This is a genomic window from Glutamicibacter sp. (assembly GCF_050701915.1).
GTDB lineage: Bacteria > Actinomycetota > Actinomycetes > Actinomycetales > Micrococcaceae > Glutamicibacter.
The window spans coordinates 25,891-43,988 of the sequence record NZ_JBOGEG010000005.1; the positions used below are offsets into that span (position 1 = coordinate 25,891).

Consider the following 18,098-nt stretch of genomic DNA (forward strand, 5'->3'; position numbering starts at 1 on the left):
GTTCGGTGTGGAAAAACTCAATTCATTCCTTTGAGGTTGATGGCTAGCGGGTACTCGCTGGTGCCGTTCATGGCTGTATCGGCGGCTACTGCAGCCTCCAGCAGGGTGGCTCCAGAATCCTGCTGCGCACTAATCAATTCGCCCCAGCAGCTCAATGCGTCCTTGCTCAGTGAAACGAAGCTCTGAGCTGCAGGATTCAATGAACCGGTACGATGAACTGTGCCGTAGGCAGTTCGTATTGTCGGTTCGGTTTCAACGACCACCGCGCCCAATTTCCGCGCGAGCACAGCCATTCGAATCGGGAGGAATGCACTGGCGCTGCCGTTGAGCACCAAGGCCAACTGCGCATGGCGGGTCGGGACGTATGCCCTAATCTGGCCTTCGATCGAATGCTTGGACATCGCTGCGGCCACGATGTCATTTTCCCGGTGGGCCATATTGCTGACGGCCAGCGGAAGCGACTGTAGGCTCGACAACGCGACCGGTTGGCTACCTGGCATAGTAGTTCCCGGTGGCATGACCAGCATCATGCGTTGCAGCCCAAACTGGATGGTCTGAAGATTGTCTACGGGAATCGGGAACGTGGTGAACCCGATTTCGCAGTGGCCGCTGAGCACTTCCTCGCAAAGATGGTCAACATTGGAATATTCCTTCAGGTCAATGCGAATATTGGGGTACTCCCTCGTGAATTGTCCGCTCCACGCCGCCACCGCTTCGCTGGACATCTCCGGCATGGTGCCAACCGTGATGGTCCCAACCGACAATTCCAATGCACCGCGCATGATGTCCTTGGCTGCAAGAAGTTCGCGCAGTATTCTGCGTGCCGGCTCAACGAGGAGCCGGCCCGAAGAGTTCAAGACGATATTGCGTCCGGTACGGTGGAATAGTTCAAGTTTCAGTTCACGTTCCAGTTGCCGAATACCTTGCGAGATGCTTGCCTGCGCTACATGCAACTGCGCGGCGGCGCGATTGACACCGTTGTGTTCGACAACTGCCAGAAAGTATTCAAGCTGGCGGATCTCCACTGCTACCCCTTTGACTCCGAATATGGTGAAAGTCGACGAGCTACACTCGATAGCTGTTCGGCAACCGACCGTCGATCTTTCCTTGTCGAATCATAGCTACCGCAAGATTGCGTTCGTGGATGGGAGAGGAACCCTCATAGATGCGCAGGGCACGAACGTCACGCCACATGCGCGGGATCGGATGATCTCCGACGATACCCTCGCCGCCCAATAGCTGCAGGCATTTGTCGGCGACACGGCCAACCATTTCCGAGGCGAAGAGCTTGGCCGCGGCAATACGATGGCGCGGCACATCGCCCATATCGAAGGCGCGTGCTCCCTCCATGACCAGCGCACGAGCAGCCTCAACCTCGGCAAAGCACTCTCCCAATACTGACTTCACAGCGCCCAGATCAGCCAATGGTGCATTGAACTGCTTTCGAGTATTCACATGAGCTGTGATTTCTTCAAGAATACGGGTTGCCTGTCCAACGCAGGTTGCGGCTACGTGCAGTCGCGCGTGGTTAATTCCTCGTAGCGCCATGGTTAGTCCCTGGCCTTCGCCTTGAGGCCCCCCGAGTAGCCTGCTACTCGGTACCACAACGTTTGCCAAGTGAATTTCTCCGACCGGCGCCTCGGCGTGGCCGTTCATCCGGGTTGGCAACGATGTGCTGACCCCTGGCAAAGTGGCATCGACAAGGAGCGCGGAGACTCCTTTGGCCCCGTGGACCGAGGCGTCGGTGCGAGCGAAAATTATGAAAGCGTCGGCCCAGCCAGCGTTGGTGATATATCGTTTAGCACCGTTGACTACGTAATTGCCGTTCTCCAATACGGCGGAGGTAGTCAGCTGTGATGCGTCAGATCCGGCATCTTCCTCGGTCAGGCCGAACGCCGTGACCAGCTCCCCTGCGGCCATTTTCGGCAACAGCTCTGTGCGCTGCTCCTCGGTCCCGTGATCTAGAATCGCTTGGGAGCACAGGCCAATTACCGTAGAAAAACGCGAGCGGTAGACGCACGATGCACGTGTGAATTCTTGGGTCAGCAGGACCTGCTGTTCCATGTTCCATTCCAGTCCGCCATAGGATTGCGGAATCGAAATACCGAACAGCCCTAGCTGGGCCATGCGTTCGACGAGTCGTTCTGGGACAGCTCCGTCACGGACCATCTCATTTTCCGACGGGATCAATTCGTTTTCGGTGAAGTCTGCAATGAGCTTTCGGTATTGATCGAAGTTGAGCTCGAAGATTGATGGATCAATCACTGGTCTTTTTTCCTTACTGATTTAGTTTGTACCGGCGTCTACGTGTGTATCCTGCGAGGCTGCCATCACTCCGGTCTCGTGCAATTGCTCAATCTGGCTCTGCGAATATCCCAATTCAGTCAGAATGCTAGTGTTGTGTTCACCGAGCTGCGGGGCTGGTTCCGATTTGGTTTTCCGCCATCCGTCGATAGTGAACGGCACGCCTGGTGTGGTGTAGGACTCAGTCTCGCATCGGACATCGACCATGACCTTCGAGGCAATCAGATCCTCGTCCTTGGCAATTTCATCGTAGGAGCGTACCGAGCCGCACACGATGCCATTGGCTAGCAGCAGTTCGACTGCTTGATCGCGGGTTTTGTTTTTCATGGCCAGGCTCAGTGTGTGGAGCAGATCAGTCCGGTGAGCAACCCGAGCAGGATTATCGATGAACCGCGGATCTGAAGAGTACTCAGGGTGCCCGATGACATTGCAAAGGGCAGCCCACTTGTCTTGAGTGTAGGCAGACACCACAATAGATCCATCCTTCACATGGACGACATCAGCGGCCGGTGCCGCATAGGTCTGGCCGTTGCCTTTACGCATGGGCGGCTTCCCTGTGATCGAGTACTCGCCCCAGGTTGCTGCCTGCATAGACATTGCAGATTCCATCAACGAGGTCTCGACATGAGCGCCATTACCAGTTCGGCTACGCTCGAAAAGCGCGGCCAAAACTCCCATGGCCATTGCATTGGCAGCCGCAACGTCAACAATTGCAAAACCTACTCGTTGAGGGTCGCTGTCGGCCTCCCCAGTTATGTTCATCATGCCAAACTCGGCCTGGGCCGCAATGTCCAGCCCCGGACGGCTAACTGATGGCCCGGAAGTTCCAAATCCCGTAATCGATCCGTAGATCAAAGCTGGGTACTGCTTTCGAAGCGTCTCGGAACCTAGGCCCAATCGTTCTGCGGCCCCTGGCCGGAAATTATGGATGAGTACGTCGGTGTTGGTGAGCAAACGATGAATCACAAGGCGAGATTCGGGGTTTCTGAGATCAATGGCGAGGCTCGACTTGTCACGATTGAACGCGCGAATCATCGCTTCTCCGAAGACACCTACGTTGCGGGCTTGGTCGCCGTGAACACTTTCGATTTTGATAACGGTGGCACCCAAGTCGGACAACATTTGTCCGGTGCCAGGGCCTGCAATATATTGGCCAAAGTCGAGAACTCGAATTCCGTCGAGGGGGCCGCTGCTGAATTGCTGGGTCATCGAACAGCCTGCTTTCTATCGGCGTACATTGCGGTAAGCTCCAACAACCGTGCTCGCGATTTACTTGGATTGAGCATCAGCCCCCCGGCAACTCCGAATACGCAGATGGTGATGCCGACAATAAGGAAGCCATTGGCATAGCCCTGCACTGGTGTCTCGGCGCTATCTACAATTAGCCCCAGAATATACGGGGCCACCATGCCGGCAACCGAGTACGCTGCGACGATGCACCCGAAAAAGGCAGCACGCTGATGGGCCGGAAGGAAATCGGAAGCGCCAGCAAATCCGATGGAGAAGGCTACAGAGTTGATAGAGAAGGCAGCGACCACCAAAACCAACTGGACCGGACCAGCAGGGATTTGGGTGAAGACGATCCTCGAGACTCCAGCAAAGAGCAAGCAAGCTGCAGTGAGAAAGGACCGCGCCACGCGGGATGAATAGCCTCGCTTGAGCATGTGGCCCGACAGCAGCCCTGCCCCAACCAAGATCACCACTGCACAAACGTATGGAATGGTGACCAGCATGCCAACGCTTTGCAAAGAGTAGCCAAGCCCCTCATTCATGAATGCAGGGAGCCACGTGACTTTCAGCGAAGTGATCAGATAGCCAGCGAATGACAGCAGCGCCAGTCCCCAAAAGCTCGGAATCATAAGTAGCCTGTAGAACGGAACAACTATGTCGCCATTCGGATCAGCCTTAGCGACATTGTCTTGACGACGCGTTGCACGTTTTTTGAAGGGAAGCCTATCGGCATAGAAGAACCAAACCATGGTCCACACCAAGCTAATAGCCACTAGTAAAATGAACGACGCATGCCAATTCCAGGTGAGTATGATCCAGGTCAAGATGGGTGCGGACAGCAACGGGCCTAGTGACGAACCCGCATTGACCACGGCCCCTGCTGCAGCGCGCTTTTCAGGTGGGAATAGCTCATGAACAATTGATTGGCACAATGCATGTGCCGGGCCTTCGAAGAATCCAAGAGCCATGCGACTGGCCAACAAGACGGCAAAAGTCGTTTGGGTGGTCAGAGGCAACATGGTTAGGATCCAAGTCACCATCAGAATCCCCGCAGCCCAATTATATGAGATCTTTCGGAATGCCGCGGTGAGGACCACCGCGCCGATTGCGAACAGCCAAAAGAATGCGCTCGAAAGAAGTCCATACTGACTCGCGGTCAAATGCATTGATTCCCGGATTGGCTTGCTTGCCAGCCCGATGGCTGCCTTGTCAGCGAAATTGAGCATGAAGAATATCAATAACATTACGACGATGCCCCAGTTGCGTCGACTGCTCGACGAACCGGATTTGATACTGCTTTTCCTGATGGCAGTGGCTGATGCCATGACTCTCTCCTCCTAATACCGACCAACCTGTGTGATTCGGAGCACAAAACGTGCCTATACCTAAGTACAAATCACTTACCGTTAAGGATCAACGGTCAAAAAGCGGTCGCATCGTTCGGTTTGAGTGAACGATAGTGTTCGATCGAACCTGGCGGGCCAGGAATTGATCTTGGCCAATCTGCCTTCAGCAACTTGCTGGACGATCTTAGAGCCCACCGGGCTACGGCGTTAGCGCAGCTGGCTGACGAATCCGGTGCGCGCATGCAACGAGGACAGCACGTGCTGACGGGCTTCCTGCTCAATGCGGGCCGCGGGCGCCCCGTCGCGGATCAGCCGCAACAGTTCGCGGTGCTCATCCACAGCGGCGTGCGCCCGCTCCGCATCCACCGCACGCTCCGCCGCATGCAGTGCGGAGAACTTGCGCCATTCTGCCTCGACCAGCTCTCGCAGCCGCGCGTTCGGGCACCCGGCATGCAGCACCGCGTGGAACTTGGTGTTCAGCCGGGTGTATTCGGCCGGGTCAAAGTCCCCCAACAGACCTGCGAGCTGCTCATTGATCTGTTCCGCCCGATCAAGCGTGGCGCCACCCAGCGCCAGCGCGGCCAGTGCTGTAGCCGACCCGTCGAGCACCGCCAGCGCCTCCATGCCCTCGCGGTAGGCGAGCTCGTCGATTTCGGCGACCCGCGCGCCGACGTTGCGCTCGATCTGCAGCAGTCCCTCGGCGGCCAGCCGGTGGATTGCCTCGCGTACCGGCACGGCGCTGATCTGAAGCTGCGCGGCTATCGGCCCGGCCAGCACCCGTTGGCGCGGTGCCAGCGTGCCGCCCAATACCTGTTCGCGCAGATAGTCGTAGGCCAGGTCGGCCTTGCTCCGGCCGCGCCCGCGGACCGCTTGCGCTTCGCTTGCCGTCATGGTTCCTGCTTTCACTCGCGGGTTGACCCTCAGATTTTATAATATAAAGTGTGTAATGGGAATCACCCCGTGGCTCACCTACCGGGCCGCACAGGCAAAGGAGCATCCATGTCCCAGCACGCAGCATCGACGCTGCCGCTCGATGAACTGGCCGTCGTCTTCGGTCCCCGGCTGAGCACCGCACCACAGGAGCTGGACCGCGTAGCCCGCGACCAGTCGCGCTACCAGCCCGAGGGGCGGCCGGCCGCGGCTGTCTTCCCCGAATCCACCGACGAGGTCTCGCAGGCGCTGGGCTGGGCGCATCGCCACGGCGTGGCGGTTTCGGTGCGCGGGGCGGGCACTGGGCTCTCCGGCGGGGCGGCTGGCTACCCCGGCGGGCTGGTCATCAGCCTGGAGCGGCTGAACCGGATCGTGGAAATCGATGCGGTGAACCGATTGGCCGTGGTGCAGGCCGGGGTCATCAACTCCGACCTGGACGAGGCGGCACGCGGCCACGGCCTGTTCTTCCCGCCGGATCCGGCCAGCGCGCGGATCTCCACCGTGGGAGGCAACATCGCCACGAATGCCGGCGGGCTGCGCTGCCTGAACCACGGGGTCACCCGCGACTCGGTCGCGGCGCTGACTGTGGTGCTGGCAGATGGCCGTGTCGTGCACACCGGGGCACGCACCCGGAAGAACGTCGTCGGCTTGGACCTGACCAGCCTGTTCGTTGGTTCGGAGGGCACTTTGGGGGTCATCACCGAGGCCACGGTGCGGCTCAAGCCGGTGCCCGAGGGCACCGCGCAGACCTTCCGCGCTGGCTTCCGCACCGTCGAGGACGCCGGACGTGCGGTGAGCGCCATCGTCAACGGCGAGTACCTTCCGGAGGTGCTCGAGCTGCTCGACGCGCACAGCGTCCAGGTGATCGAGGCTTTCCACCCTGCCGGGCTGCCGGTGGACGGGCAGGCGCTGCTGATCGGCCAATTCACCGGGCTCCATGCCCTGCAGGCCGCGCAGTCGGTGACCGCCCTGTGCCGCAGCTTCGGCGCAGCGGACGTGCTGATCGGAGAGGGCGACTCGCTGCTGGAGGCCCGGCGGCTGGCCAATCCGGCGCTCAGCGCCCACGGACTGCGGGTCTCCTGCGACGTGGGGGTTCCGGTGGGCGAGCTTGCCGCGGTGTTCCGCGGGATCGACGAGATTGCGCAACGCACCGGGCGGATGATCTCAGTGGTGGCGCACGCCGGGGACGGCAACCTGCACCCGACGGTGGATGCCGAGGACACCCCCGAAGGGCATGCGGCCGCCGAAAAGGTCATCGACGAGATCACCCGGCTGGCCCTCTCGCTGGGCGGCACCATCACCGGGGAGCACGGCATCGGCCAGGTCAAGCAGCACGAGCTGTCCTGGCAGCTGGACGAACCTACCCGGGCGGCGCAGCTGGCAGTCAAGGCCGCTCTGGACCCGGCCGGAATCCTCACCCCGGGACGCGCGCTGTAACGGGCAGGCGGCGCTTAGCTCCGGAGGTCCGGTCGGAGAGCGGCCAGTCGCCATGTGCGAAATGGCGGAATTGGATGCCACCTGGATGATGCGCACAAGGTGGGGATCATTGCCTAAGACTAGGCTTGCATCCATTTCTTCCGGTGCGCCACCGGGATGCGCTGGCGCTCGAACTCGTCCAGCAGCGACTCGTAGAGGCCAAGGTAGTCCACGGCCGGATAGCGCACCAGGTCGACGCGCAGCGCCTGAATTCCCGGCAGCTTCAGCTGCACATCCAGCCGGCGGTGCAGTTCAGCCCGGTCCCAAAGCAACTGCACCTTGGCATCGTTGTGGAAACTGATCGCGGTCACCGAGCCGATTTCGTCCCAGGCCACCTTTCGCCCGCCACGCAGGATGAGCCCGGACGCGCGGATCTTCGCATCAATGGCATCGACACCCTTGCGGCGCATGGCCAGCATCGCGGTCCGCACGCCCCAAGCTCCTGACGTCTCAGGGCCATATTCAGAACTGCTTGTGCTTGAACCGTTCCTTGGTGTGGAAGCGGCGCTCCTTGAGCGTGGCGACTAGCGCATCAAGGTGCTCCTGGTATTCGGCCATCGGGTAGCGCCGCAGATCGATCTCCAGGTAGTGCAATGGCGATCGACCACGCACTCCAGGGGACGTCGGGTGGACCTCGGAGTTGTCCAGCAGGCTGATCCGCACCACGCGATTGAGCACGGAGTAGTCCCAGAGCAGCGACACCATCGAGTCATTGATGTAGCGGATGACCTCGGCGCGGCCGATATTCGACCACGGCACCTCCCGGCCGCCACGGGTCACCAGGCCCTGCTCGGTGACGATCACGTCGATCGAGTCATCGCCGGCGCTGCGGCGCGTGCCCTGCCGGCCGGTGGCAATGCCCACGATGCCGAAGGTCAGCAACGCCGCGGCGATGACAATCGGCCCGTAATTCAGCCAATTGGTGGCAATGCTGCTCTCCCCGGCCCGGATGTTCTGGCCCAGGATCCAGAATCCTGTGGCGGCCGAGGCCAGGCCCAGCACGGTCAGGATGATTCCGCGCTTCAGGCGCTTGGCATGCAGGTGCGGGGTACTGATGAATTCCATGGCAGTACCGGATACGGCCGCGGTGCTAGCCGGATAACCAGTGTCGTCTTGCCGTGCTACGTGAACATCCATTTCTTCTCGAAGTGAACCGGGATTCCCCGGCGCTTGAACTGTTCCAGCGTGGAATCATAAAGCCTGAGGTACTCGGCAGCGGGATAGCGCAAGAGGTCTACCCTGGCCGACTCCGTCCCGCCTGTACCTCGCATATTCGCCTGTTGTGGTTGCTCCCGGAGGTGAAGCTCCAGCCTACGGTGCATTTCAGCACGGTCCCATAGCAATACGATCTTCGAATTGTTCTCGAAGGTGATCGCCGTGACGGACTCAATCTGCTCCCACGGAATCTTGCGCCCGCCCCGCAGCGTGACCCCTCCTGCTCCCAGCTTCAGATCCACGGCGTCATCCTGGTTGCGGACCAACGAGCGCGTTGCCGTGAAAATTCCGATGCATCCAGCGACCAGCAGAGCGGCCCCAGCAATGGCCGGAGTCCAGCTAGCGATGATTCGCCCCCTATCGCTCGGGGTCTCGGGCAGCCCGTTCGCAATCAGGTAGTAACCGAGCGGCAAGAGGATCGCGGCCAGCAGGATCAACCTGAAGCTGCTCTCCATGCGAGGCCAATGATGCACGCCCCGGCTCACAAACGCCTCGGGTTCTTCTCGGTAGGAGGCACGATTGCTCAAGGTTCGGGGTTCCTGTCTATTCGGAATCGTCAATGGTCACGGTATCCAGCAGTTGCACCATGGGATCCATCATGAGTGCGAGATTCGATAGATCCGAGTCGAATGCCTCAAGGATGAAGACCAGTCCCCTGCTCCGGCCCACCGTCCGGACATGGCCGATGGCAGGCAGCATCACGGTCTCGTCCTCGGTAGGGAGATCCAATGAGATGACGGATGTGGACTGCAGGATCCGGCCGAAGACCGTCGAGTCGAATTCTTCAGTTTGCGCTGGTGCCAGGGAGTCATGATCCGGTGCAGCCAGCTCCTCCAGGCTCAGCTCGTCATCGTCATCTTCGATAACCAGGTGGGCGGTGCCCATTGCGTGCCCGTCCTCGGGTGAATACCACAGCGTGTGGTCGGCATCCGCTGCTTGATTCGCGGCGACCTCCAAGGCGAGATCCCGATAGGTCTTGCGGAGCTCGGGGTCACCCGGAATCGCCACTTCGGCGAGGTCTTCGGCCCATTGCTCTGCCGTTTCCCAGTCAGCCTCCGGGAAGGAACGCGGAACGGGAATCCAGAGTTCCAGATCCGGATTGATTTCATATGATGTCACTGTATCGGCACCCACTTGAACGTCCCCAGAATTGCGTAGCCGAGATCTTGCAAAGCCTCGGTGAACTCCTCATTGTTTTCGCCTGTCTCAAGGCTTGCGTAGGAATACCGCAGCCACAATCCGGCTTTCGGCTCGGGATCCGTGCTTCCGTCCGGCCGTGGGCGGGGAACCACCATGTTCAAGCTCAGGTTCTTGTATTCCGGAGCCTCTTCGGCTGGCTCATTCGTATTCCACAGGTACCAGGTCTCGCCGTCGACGGCTTGCGTGTCCACCGCGTTGCCAGCGGCGACCTTGCGCACCATGCCGGCCAATGACCCCGAGTCCGTGGATTTCAAGGGGGTCATGATCATTGATGTCGGCACGGCTCCACCGCGGGCTTTTTCAACCGGTAACGCGATCCCAAGGGCGCCGCGGCGCCGCAAATTCTCGAACATCTCATGCGTCTTTTGGCGCAGCATCAGCACCACGTCTGCTCGACCCAACGCCTTGGCTTCCGCCGTGACCAACTTGGTCAGGACACTCTCGTGTTCGGTGCTTGTCCTGAATTCCCGCCACCCTGGCGGGTACACCATGCTGTATCCGATGCCGCGAGGCTGCGGTTTCGCTTCTTGCGGGCTCTGGCTCATTTATTCTCCTGCACTACCCATGGGGTTTCGAGCACTCCTGGCCCAACGTCGCTTGCCACAAGCTATTTCTGCCGTTCGTGGTCGTAAATGAATAGGCCGAAGGATTGCACGACGTTGCCACCATCCTCGAGCTTAGCTGCGATCTTGGTTCCCATGGCCCAGTCCACCGCGCGAGGGTCGAAGTCTTCGGAGTGCTTGAGCACGTATTCGGCCATTTCCCGGTGCTTCGTGCTGCCCCAGTCATTAGCGTACTTGACGTATTTGAGCGGATCCTCGTCAAATGATTTCTTGAACTTCGCCAGGTAGTCGTTGCCATGCTTGAATTTGGCTTCCTGATACTTCTGTTCCAGTTTGCGGTTGTTACGCCGGATTTTTGCCTTGGTCTTGCGGTTGCCGCGGATCGTGGTCTTCACCGGACGCTTAGGCCGTCCCTTGAGAGACGACCTGACGATGCCGCGTCCGGTGCTTGCGCGTGTCTTGGTGAATGCCTTGAACGCCTTGGCTGCTCCGCGGTTCCTTGCGGCCTTGAACCCGCCCTTGAAGACCTTGGAGAGCCCGGATATCGACTTTCCCAAGACCCTGCCGAACGGAACCAGCCCGATGATGGCAAGCCCCAAGCTGGTCCAGTCGCCTTCGCCCTGGGTCATCTTGTAGATTTCGATGCCCAAGGTAATCACCCCGGCTACCAGGGCAAGCAGACCGAGAATTGGGCCGAGAAAGGTGGCGGACAAGATCAGTGCCAAGGCGCCGAGGACCAGAGCAGCAATGCTCAGGAACGTGTTAAGCGTGTCGTACCACTTGTCATTGTTGTCGGCAGCATCGATGGCGTCCTCGATGCCGGTCACTGCGTCGTCGTAGGCATCTTCCCAATAGGATACGCGTCCGTCGAACTTGCCCCACAATTCTCGCAGTTCTTCTTCGGCCTCGTCCCGGGCGTCAGTGGCAGCAGACAGATCCTTTTTGGCTTCGGCTTTCTCCTCGTCGGTGCCTTCGCCGATACCGAAGAGCCCGCCATCAGCATCGTCCATCGCGTCTTCGGCGGTTTCGGCCTGGCTCCGTTTGGTGGCGGCCGTTTCATGCGCCTGCTCGATATCGGCAATCAAGGCGTTCAGCGATGAATAATTATCGACTCCGCCTTCCTTCGTGCACAGCATCAGTGCGCCCTGGACCCGGTCAAGTGCCTCGGCGTACGTCTTCAGGGCCTCGCCCGTCTTCGTGTAGCGGACTGATGCCTTGTGCAGCTTCGGGTGGACCTCTTCCGCGCTCTCGCGAACCGCTTTGACAGCTTCGGACTTCAGCTGCGTTGTCCCCGAACTGATGTCTTCCAGCCGGATGGCCGAGCGTTCCATGGCTTCGCCGGAGCGGATCAGGTCCAAGGCACTGCGGCGCAAGTCGGCGGCATTGCCGTCGATCAGCTGCAGCGTCTCGCCGGTATTAGGTGATTGCAACGTCATTTGCGTTCTCCGCTGTCTACTTGGCCTTGGGGACGTCGGACGCCCGTGAATTCAGGAATGCTTTCTTGGCTTCGAAGTCCCATTCGGCGAATCCCTGCTGGATGTCCTTCAGATGCTTGTGTATTCCATCGAGTTCTTCCACCAAGCTGTCGCGGGTCTTGTTCCATTCGTCCTCGAAGTCGCCAACCCGATCTTGCAGCTTATCGTCGTTCATCGGCCTGCCGACGGAACGCGAAATGCCTTTGGCAATATCCGAGGCATCGTTGAAGTCCGTGATGCTATTGCCCAAATCAGCGACGATCTCGTCGAGGCGAGCCAGATACAATTCGTCTGCCACGGTGCGAAGTACTCCTTGCGCTCAAGAATGGTCGTGGACTGCAGCGAGTCGGGCGCGGCAGTGGAATCCCAGCCATATGGCCGCCCCGGGGTTCCCGGAGCGACCACATCATTCAGCAGTTACGTCTGGCTACTGGCCGGCCATGCCGCGGTCGGTGTCCTGGATCTGGGTCATCATGTCGCGCAGGGCGATGGCCATGTCGTTGATGCCATCGAACGCGGTCTTCAAGCCGTCATTCAATTCCTTGTAGCCTTCGCCGAACTGGCCCGAAGCGTGCTCAGTGGTGAAGTCTTCGCCGAGCAGCTTGTCCACGCCGGACTGCAGCTGCTCAAGCACGCCGTCCAAGTCTTCGCGCCCGGTGTCAAGCTTCGAAGCCATGGCTTCCATTTCACCATAATTGGCCTTGAAATCAGTCATAACAATGCTCCTCAACTTGTCGACTGGCCCTCTTGCCGGGCCGCATTAGTTCGTTCACAGTCTAGAATAATGTGGCAGGCAACCTGCGCTCAATGGGGAGAACTCCCCGTGGCAAACCGGCATCGAACTGAAGTAGAAAGGTCCCATGGACGTCGTTTCAGCAGCAGCACTCGCCAAAGCTACTAGACTCGGAATGCGGCCGGCCGGAGCACGCCTGCGCATTTGGTCCTACCTCGTCGACTACGCCGTTTCGCTGGCCGCGCTGCTGCCTGCCGGCATCGGATACGTCATTTTCCTGGTGACCGGGCACTACTCCACGGTCCCGCTGGTCCTGTCCGGGGTCAGCGCACTGCTGCTGCTGGTCTACCTGGTCGTCTTGCTCGCGATGAACAGCCGCAAGGGCTCCTCGCCCGGCAAGGCCGCGATGCGCCTGCGCGCAACCCGGCTGGAAACCTTCGCCGCCCCGGGTTTCGGCCGTATCCTGCTTGCCTCGTTCGTCTTCCTGCTCAGCCATCTGATCCCGGTCATCGGCCCGCTGCTGATGCTGCTCTCCTGCCTCTTCGGCCGGGAACACCACCGTGGCTGGCTGGACAAGATCGCCCAGACCTACGTGGTCGATGTGCGCAATGGATTGGACCCCACCAACCCGCGGGCGCTGTCCCGTGCCGAATATCTGCTCTCCCGCCCGGACCGGGATATTTCCGAGCATCTGCCATCGCTGGGCACGTCCGTCGAGGACGCCGACCCGGATGAGGCCGCCGTGCCCTCGCGTCGCCGGTCCACCGCGGGCATCATCGGGGCGCAGAACAGCGACTGGCATTCGCCAGCGGAGCCGGTACCGGGAACCGTCCGCCGCGCGGCCTTCGCCTTTGACGACGGGTCCTATCTTCCTGTGCCCGAATCCGGGCTGATCGGGCGTGCGCCCCAGGCCACGGAAGAGTCCGGCAACGAGCTGCTGGTCGCGCTGAAGGATCCCGAAAGGCTGCTGTCCAAGACGCATCTGGCCTTCGGCTGCGACGGAGCGAATGCCTGGATCATGGATCTGGGTTCCAGCAACGGCACGCAGGTCACCGCCGCCTCCCGCGCCCCGCGCAATGCACCACCCAATGTCCGCCTGCATCTGAATGACGGGGATGTCGTCCAGGTGGGCAGCCGCACCTTCCGCATTACCTTCCAGGAGACCGCGAAGTGAAAATCAAGGCCACGCTCAGGCGCCCGGACACCTGCACCATCGATGTGGTCATGACCTGCGATGCCACCGCCACCGTGGGAGACGCCGCCCGGGCGCTGGCCGGGGAGCAGGTTCCCGAGCATCCCACGCTGCTGGCTACCGCCGCCGGCACCGCACCGGTGCAACTGGATCCGCACACCCCGCTGGCCGAGGCGGAACTGGGTTCGGGCTTCACCATCGAGGTAGTGCCGACAACCGATGCCTTCGTCTCGGGAGGTTCGGCGGCCGCGGTGCTGCGCGTGGCCAACGGCCCGGATGCGGGCATGGCCTACGCGCTGCCCGCCGGCACCTCCTATGTGGGGCGTTCGGAGAAAGCCACCGTGGTGCTCAATGACCGCATGGTCTCCACCCGGCATGCGCGCATCGAGGTGGGAAGCAAGATCGAGCTGGTGGACCTGAACTCCGCCAACGGCATCCTGGTCGATGGCGGGCTGGCCCAGCGCGTCTCGGTGATCCCGGGCCAGCTGATCACCCTGGGCGCCACGGATGTCTACTTCGAGCTGCTGCCCGGAACCGCGACCGGCCATACCCCGGTCTACGAGAAGGGCGGCTCGATCCTCTTCAACCGCTCGCCGCGGGTGGAGATCCGCTACCCCGGCGAGGAACTGCCGCGCCCGGCGATTCCGCAGGAAGCCAGCCCCAAGCTCTTCCCCTGGCCGATGATCTTCGCGCCGCTGATCATGGGCCTGACGATTTTCTCGCTCACCCAGCGCGCGCTGTCGCTGATCGTGGTGCTGATCTCGCCGCTGATGATGCTGGGCAACCTGATCGGCCAGCGCACGCAGAACAACAACAAGCTGCGCCTGGAAATCGAGACCTTCGAACGGCAATTCGAGGCGCTGGAAGATGCCCTGCTGGCCGGGGAGGAAACCGAACGCGCGCACCGGCGCAACGAGGCACCAGCCACCGCGACGGTCTTCGAGCAGGCCGAATCCCTGGGCCCGCTGCTGTGGACCCGGCGCCCGGAGCACTGGAACTTCCTCTCGCTGCGCCTGGGTTCGGGAACCGCGCGCAGCCGCACCACGGTCGCCGAGCTGGCCGATCGGACCGGGTTGCAGGAATACGTGGAACGGGTCGAGGAGCTCACCGCGCAATACCGGATGATCGAGGATGTGCCGATCATCGAGCTGCTGCCCTCGGCCGGCGCCATCGGCATTGCCGGGCCCCGGTTGCAGTCCGCCGATGCCCTGCGCGCGCTGGCGGTGCAGCTCTTCGGCCTGCATGCACCCAACGACCTGTGCACCGCCGCGATCATCGACCCGGCTTGGACCGAGGATCTGGAATGGTTCAAGTGGCTGCCGCACACCACCGGTCCGCGCTCCCCGCTGGCCCAGCTGGCGCTGGCCGATACGCAGACCTCGGGCACCGTGCTGCTCAACGCCCTGGAAGAGCTCATCGCCCGGCGCAACGACCCGGCCTCCTACCGGCTGGGCCCGCTGTCCACCCGCAACTCATCCATGGAGCTGGGCAAGGAAGCCGGCGAGCAGAACACCAGCCTGCCGGTAGCCAAGGACCTCTCGCTGGTGCTGTTCGTCAGCAATGACGCCCCGGTGGACCGCGCCCGGCTCTCGCAGATCATCGAGCGCGGGCCGGCCGTGGGCATCTACACGATCTTCGTGGCCCCCACCGTCCAGTCCCTGCCCGCGGCCTGCCGCACCTTCGTGGATGTCACCCGGGGCCTGGAGGATGCCCGCGTGGGCTGGGTGCGCGCCGGCGAAGAAGCCCGCAAGGTGACCGTGGAAGGGGTCTCGCGCGAGCATGCCGAACACTTCGCCCGCCGGCTGGCCCCGATCGTGGACTCCAGCTCGCTGGTCCCGGATTCCTCGGACATCCCGGACTCGGTGTCGTTGCTGCGCATCCTGGGCACCGACCTGGCCGAGGCCCCGGAGGCGGTGCTCGAGCGCTGGAAGCAGAACAACTCAGTGATCGACCGCGCCGCCACCGGGACCCGGCCGCGGCTCAAGCGCGCCGGAACCCTGCGCGCCTACATTGGCCAGAGCACCCCGGATGCGATGAGCCTGGATTTGCGCACCCAGGGCCCGCACGCGCTGGTGGGTGGCACCACCGGTTCGGGCAAGTCCGAATTCCTGCAGGCCTGGGTGTTGGCCATGGCCGCCGAATACAGCCCCGACCGGGTCACCTTCCTCTTCGTGGACTACAAGGGCGGCTCGGCCTTCGCGGACTGCGTGGAGCTGCCGCACTGCGTTGGGCTGGTCACCGACCTCTCCCCGCACCTGGTCCGCCGCGCCCTGATGAGCCTGCGTGCCGAGCTGCACCACCGCGAGAAGCTCTTCCACCGCAAGAAGGCCAAGGACCTGCTGGAACTGGAAAAGCGCCAGGACCCGGAAACCCCTCCGGCCCTGGTCCTGGTGGTCGACGAGTTCGCCGCTTTGGCCGGGGAGGTCCCGGAATTCGTGGACGGCGTGGTGGACATCGCCCAGCGCGGCCGCTCCCTGGGCATCCACCTGATCCTGGCCACCCAGCGCCCGGCCGGGGTGATCAAGGACAACCTGCGCGCCAACACCAACCTGCGCGTAGCCCTGCGCATGGCCGACGCCGCGGACTCCAATGACGTGGTGGAGGACCCCATCGCCGCCGGCTTCGACCCCTCGCTGCCCGGCCGCGGCATCGCCAAGACCGGCCCGGGCCGACTGGTGCCCTTCCAGTCCGGCTACGCCGGAGGCTGGACCACCGACGAGCCCGAAGCGGCCGAGGTGCGGGTGGAGGACCTGCGCTTCGGCGGTGCGCGCGTCTGGGAGCAACCCGAATCGGCGACGCCGGACATCGAGGAGAACAGCGGCCCGAACGACCAGAAGCGCCTGGTCTCCAGCTTCATCGCCGCATCCAACGGCGCCGGGATCCCGGCCCCGCGCCGGCCGTGGCTCGATGACCTCTCGGCCACCGTGGATTTGCGCGAGCTCGCTCCGGATTCGGACAGCCGGATCCCGCTGGCACTGGCCGACATCCCCGAGCACCAGGCCCAGGAAACCGCCTGGTTCGAACCCGATACCGACGGCCACCTGCTGGTCTACGGCACCTCCGGTGCCGGGAAGTCCGCGGCGCTGCGCAGCATCGCGATCGCTGCGGGAGCCAACCCGGCGGCCGGCACCGCGGCGGTGTACGCGCTGGACTTCGGCACCAGCTCGCTGCGTTCGCTAGAACCGCTGCCGCATCTCGGCGCCGTGATTGGCGGCGATGACGTGGAACGCATCCAGCGCGTCTTCCGCATCCTGGCCGAGCACCTCGATGAGCGTTCGGCCCGCTATGCGGCCGCGAACGCCGCCTCGCTGAGCGAGTACCGCCAGGTGACCGGCAGCCTGTCCGAGCCGCGCATCTTCCTGCTGATCGACGGCTTCGGCCAGTTCCGCAACGACTGGGAGCTGGGCCACGGCCGCGGCGAGTTCTACCAGGTGTTCATGCGCATCGTCGGCGAGGGCCGCCCGCTGGGCATCCACGTCATCGCCACCGCCGACCGCTTCGGCGCGGTGCCCACCGCGATCAGCGCGAACATCACCCAGCGCGTGGTGCTGCGCATGGCCGACGAGCAGGCCTACAACGTGCTGGGCGTGGCCAAGGACGTGCTCAATGAGCGCAGCGTGCCAGGCCGCGCGATCATCAAGGGCCACGAGGCGCAGATCGCGGTGCTCGGCGGCACCGCCAATGTGGCCGAGCAGACCGCGCTGACCACCAGCTGGGCCCAGGAGCTCGCGGCAACCGGTGCCCCGCAGGCAGCCGGGGTCGAAACCCTCCCCCAGGAATTCGCGGCGGCGGCGCTGCCCGACACGGTCAACGGGCTGCCGGCCATCGGCCTGTCCGACACCACCCTCGGCCCATGCGGTTTCGAGCCCATCGGCACCTTCGTCATCGCCGGGCCGCCGCAGAGCGGGAAGACCAACGCGATGCGCGCCATGGTCACCGCGCTTGAACGCGCCAACCCGGCCACCCAGTTCTTCCACCTCGGCGGGCGGCGCGCCGAGCTGCGCGGCTGGCGGCAGTGGAACGGCAGCGCTTCGGGCCCGGCCGAGACCCGGCAGTTCGCCAAGGACATGCTGGATCTGGTCTCCGACGACTCCATGCCGGGCAAGATGGTGTTCGTCGTGGAGAACTTCACCGAGTTCGCCGATTCGGATGCCGAGCGCCCGCTGAAGGAACTGCTCAAGGCCATCAACCGCTCGGATCATTTCCTGATCGCCGATGGGGACATCAACTCGTTCTCCTCCAGCTTCGGGCTGCTCGGCGAGCTGAAGTCCAACCGCCACGGCATCGCGCTCAAGCCCGACGCCTACGACGGGGACTCGCTGTTCAAGGTGCCGTTCCCGCGCGTCAAGCGCCACGAATTCCCGCCAGGCCGCGGGTTCATGGTGCAAAACGGCCAACGCACCTTGGTGCACCTGCCGCTCGTGGAGCAGTAGG

General features: G+C 62.4%; 16 protein-coding genes. 3 read left to right on the top strand and 13 right to left on the bottom strand.

Annotated elements, in window-relative coordinates; translation table 11 throughout:
• Positions 1-17 precede the first annotated feature (17 nt).
• The 5 genes from ACRDT3_RS05565 to ACRDT3_RS05585 form a co-directional block, all read right to left on the bottom strand.
• Positions 18-1,025, bottom strand: a complete 1,008-nt coding sequence (locus tag ACRDT3_RS05565; RefSeq protein WP_431492037.1) for a LysR family transcriptional regulator — start codon at positions 1,023-1,025, stop codon at positions 18-20.
• A gap of 40 nt (positions 1,026-1,065) precedes the next feature.
• On the bottom strand, positions 1,066-2,265 hold the full coding sequence (locus ACRDT3_RS05570) for an acyl-CoA dehydrogenase family protein (RefSeq protein WP_431492038.1): 1,200 nt from the start codon (positions 2,263-2,265) through the stop codon (positions 1,066-1,068).
• Between the two features lie 21 nt (positions 2,266-2,286).
• Entirely contained in the window at positions 2,287-3,513 is a 1,227-nt protein-coding gene (locus ACRDT3_RS05575) for a CaiB/BaiF CoA transferase family protein (RefSeq protein WP_431492039.1), read from the bottom strand.
• Positions 3,510-4,859, bottom strand: coding sequence for an MFS transporter (locus tag ACRDT3_RS05580; RefSeq protein WP_431492040.1), 1,350 nt, complete (start codon positions 4,857-4,859; stop codon positions 3,510-3,512). The genes ACRDT3_RS05575 and ACRDT3_RS05580 overlap by 4 nt, the downstream gene beginning before the upstream one ends.
• 228 nt (positions 4,860-5,087) lie before the next feature.
• A complete protein-coding gene (locus tag ACRDT3_RS05585; protein WP_431492041.1) occupies positions 5,088-5,771 on the bottom strand; it encodes a GntR family transcriptional regulator in 684 nt (227 codons plus the stop codon).
• 108 nt (positions 5,772-5,879) lie between these two features.
• Here ACRDT3_RS05585 and ACRDT3_RS05590 point away from each other — a divergent pair, with 108 nt between their 5' ends.
• The gene (locus tag ACRDT3_RS05590; protein ID WP_431492042.1) at positions 5,880-7,247 is read left to right on the top strand and encodes an FAD-binding oxidoreductase; all 1,368 of its coding nucleotides are present in this window, start codon (positions 5,880-5,882) and stop codon (positions 7,245-7,247) included.
• Between the two features lie 119 nt (positions 7,248-7,366).
• Here ACRDT3_RS05590 and ACRDT3_RS05595 read toward each other — a convergent pair whose 3' ends face one another.
• From ACRDT3_RS05595 to ACRDT3_RS05630, 8 genes are all read right to left on the bottom strand, one after another.
• On the bottom strand, positions 7,367-7,717 hold the full coding sequence (locus tag ACRDT3_RS05595) for a hypothetical protein (protein ID WP_431492043.1): 351 nt from the start codon (positions 7,715-7,717) through the stop codon (positions 7,367-7,369).
• Between the two features lie 31 nt (positions 7,718-7,748).
• Positions 7,749-8,423: a hypothetical protein gene (locus ACRDT3_RS05600; RefSeq protein WP_431492044.1), complete on the bottom strand. Its 675-nt coding sequence runs from the start codon at positions 8,421-8,423 to the stop codon at positions 7,749-7,751.
• The gene (locus ACRDT3_RS05605; RefSeq protein ID WP_431492045.1) at positions 8,408-9,028 is read right to left on the bottom strand and encodes a hypothetical protein; all 621 of its coding nucleotides are present in this window, start codon (positions 9,026-9,028) and stop codon (positions 8,408-8,410) included. The genes ACRDT3_RS05600 and ACRDT3_RS05605 overlap by 16 nt, the downstream gene beginning before the upstream one ends.
• Positions 9,029-9,044: 16 nt before the next feature.
• Positions 9,045-9,620, bottom strand: coding sequence for a hypothetical protein (locus ACRDT3_RS05610; RefSeq protein ID WP_431492046.1), 576 nt, complete (start codon positions 9,618-9,620; stop codon positions 9,045-9,047).
• Complete coding sequence (locus tag ACRDT3_RS05615) at positions 9,617-10,246, bottom strand: hypothetical protein (RefSeq protein WP_431492047.1); 630 nt, start codon at positions 10,244-10,246, stop codon at positions 9,617-9,619. The genes ACRDT3_RS05610 and ACRDT3_RS05615 overlap by 4 nt, the downstream gene beginning before the upstream one ends.
• Positions 10,247-10,308: 62 nt before the next feature.
• Complete coding sequence (locus ACRDT3_RS05620; RefSeq protein ID WP_431492048.1) at positions 10,309-11,700, bottom strand: hypothetical protein; 1,392 nt, start codon at positions 11,698-11,700, stop codon at positions 10,309-10,311.
• A gap of 16 nt (positions 11,701-11,716) precedes the next feature.
• Positions 11,717-12,037 (bottom strand): hypothetical protein, encoded by a 321-nt coding sequence (locus ACRDT3_RS05625; RefSeq protein ID WP_431492049.1) that lies wholly within the window; start codon positions 12,035-12,037, stop codon positions 11,717-11,719.
• A 129-nt stretch (positions 12,038-12,166) separates the two neighbouring features.
• Positions 12,167-12,454 (bottom strand): WXG100 family type VII secretion target, encoded by a 288-nt coding sequence (locus tag ACRDT3_RS05630; RefSeq protein WP_431492050.1) that lies wholly within the window; start codon positions 12,452-12,454, stop codon positions 12,167-12,169.
• A 145-nt stretch (positions 12,455-12,599) separates the two neighbouring features.
• Here ACRDT3_RS05630 and ACRDT3_RS05635 point away from each other — a divergent pair, with 145 nt between their 5' ends.
• Positions 12,600-13,646 (top strand): RDD family protein, encoded by a 1,047-nt coding sequence (locus ACRDT3_RS05635; RefSeq protein ID WP_431492051.1) that lies wholly within the window; start codon positions 12,600-12,602, stop codon positions 13,644-13,646.
• Positions 13,643-18,097, top strand: coding sequence for an FtsK/SpoIIIE domain-containing protein (locus tag ACRDT3_RS05640; protein WP_431492052.1), 4,455 nt, complete (start codon positions 13,643-13,645; stop codon positions 18,095-18,097). Before ACRDT3_RS05635 ends, ACRDT3_RS05640 begins: the two co-directional genes overlap by 4 nt.
• The last annotated feature ends 1 nt before the right edge of the window (position 18,098 follow it).

Coding starts and splice junctions, on each gene's coding strand:
- ACRDT3_RS05630 (WP_431492050.1), bottom strand. CDS start 12,454: ATGACTGATTTCAAGGCCAATTATGGTGAAATGGAAGCCATGGCTTCG.
- ACRDT3_RS05635 (WP_431492051.1), top strand. CDS start 12,600: ATGGACGTCGTTTCAGCAGCAGCACTCGCCAAAGCTACTAGACTCGGA.
- ACRDT3_RS05590 (WP_431492042.1), top strand. CDS start 5,880: ATGTCCCAGCACGCAGCATCGACGCTGCCGCTCGATGAACTGGCCGTC.
- ACRDT3_RS05620 (WP_431492048.1), bottom strand. CDS start 11,700: ATGACGTTGCAATCACCTAATACCGGCGAGACGCTGCAGCTGATCGAC.
- ACRDT3_RS05600 (WP_431492044.1), bottom strand. CDS start 8,423: ATGGATGTTCACGTAGCACGGCAAGACGACACTGGTTATCCGGCTAGC.
- ACRDT3_RS05575 (WP_431492039.1), bottom strand. CDS start 3,513: ATGACCCAGCAATTCAGCAGCGGCCCCCTCGACGGAATTCGAGTTCTC.
- ACRDT3_RS05580 (WP_431492040.1), bottom strand. CDS start 4,859: ATGGCATCAGCCACTGCCATCAGGAAAAGCAGTATCAAATCCGGTTCG.
- ACRDT3_RS05585 (WP_431492041.1), bottom strand. CDS start 5,771: ATGACGGCAAGCGAAGCGCAAGCGGTCCGCGGGCGCGGCCGGAGCAAG.
- ACRDT3_RS05615 (WP_431492047.1), bottom strand. CDS start 10,246: ATGAGCCAGAGCCCGCAAGAAGCGAAACCGCAGCCTCGCGGCATCGGA.